Raw genomic sequence first — 1,397 nt, forward strand, 5'->3', positions numbered from 1 at the left:
GCCCCGCACGGCCCCACACGCCGTCACCGCGACGAGGTCTTCGCCCGTGACCCGTTACGCTCGGTGCACATGAGTGACACCCACTTCAGCGAGCACTTCGAGACGCTGGCGATCCACGCGGGCAACACCGCCGATCCCCTGACCGGCGCCGTCGTTCCCCCCATCTACCAGGTCTCCACGTACAAGCAGGACGGCGTCGGCGGCCTCCGCGGCGGCTACGAGTACAGCCGCAGCGCCAACCCCACCCGCACCGCCCTGGAGGAGAACCTCGCCGCGCTCGAGGGCGGCCGCCGGGGTCTCGCCTTCGCCTCCGGCCTCGCCGCCGAGGACTGCCTGCTGCGTACCCTGCTCGCGCCGGGCGACCACGTGGTCATCCCCAACGACGCCTACGGCGGCACGTTCCGCCTGTTCGCGAAGGTCGTCTCCCGCTGGGGCGTGGAGTGGTCGGTCGCCGACAGCAGCGACCCGGAGGCGCTGCGCGCCGCGATGACCCCGAAGACCAAGGCCGTCTGGGTGGAGACCCCCTCCAACCCGCTCCTGGGCATCACCGACATCGCCGCCGCCGCGCAGATCGCCCACGCCGGCGGGGCCCGCCTGGTCGTTGACAACACCTTCGCCACGCCGTATCTCCAGCAGCCGCTGGCGCTCGGCGCGGACGTGGTGGTGCACTCCCTCACCAAGTACATGGGCGGCCACTCCGACGTGGTCGGCGGCGCGCTCATCACCGCCGACCAGGAGCTGGGCGAGGAGCTGGCCTACCACCAGAACGCCATGGGCGCGGTGGCCGGTCCGTTCGACTCCTGGCTGGTGCTGCGCGGCACGAAGACGCTGGCGGTGCGCATGGACCGTCACTCGGAGAACGCGGCGAAGGTCGTCGACATGCTGAGCCGTCACCCCAAGGTGACGAAGGTCCTGTACCCGGGCCTGCCGGAGCACCCCGGGCACGAGGTCGCCGCCAAGCAGATGCGGGCGTTCGGCGGCATGGTGTCCTTCCAGGTCGCCGGCGGCGAGGAGGCCGCGGTGGCGGTCTGCGACCGCGCCAAGGTCTTCACCCTGGGCGAGTCCCTGGGCGGCGTCGAGTCCCTGATCGAGCACCCGGGCCGCATGACCCACGCCTCCGCCGCGGGCTCCGCCCTCGAGGTCCCCGCGGACCTCGTGCGCCTCTCGGTCGGCATCGAGAACGCCGACGACCTCGTGGAGGACCTCCGCCAGGCCCTGGGCTAGGCATCCTGCGGGTGCCCTCACCTCTGCGGGCAGTCGTGCCGCTGGGGCGGCACGACTGGCGCAGTGCCTCACGTGCGTACGTGACGGCTCACACCGCGGCGGTTCGGTCTCCCAGATAGGGGCGGGCCGGGGGAAACGAACGCTGCTGCCCGCCGGGTTCACCTGCCCCCGCC

General features: G+C 72.4%; 1 protein-coding gene. It reads left to right on the forward strand.

All coding sequences use genetic code 11. The annotated features are described in order from the left end of the window. The first annotated feature begins 69 nt into the window (after window positions 1–69). Entirely contained in the window at window positions 70–1,224 is a 1,155-nt protein-coding gene (locus ACOV8S_RS16180; protein WP_448318881.1) for a cystathionine gamma-synthase, read from the forward strand. Window positions 1,225–1,397 lie beyond the last annotated feature (173 nt).

The organism is Streptomyces sp. CO7 (assembly GCF_053474865.1).

What these genes read in the sequence shown, in the direction of transcription:
- ACOV8S_RS16180 (WP_448318881.1), top strand. Translation starts at nt 70, where the DNA reads ATGAGTGACACCCACTTCAGCGAGCACTTCGAGACGCTGGCGATCCAC.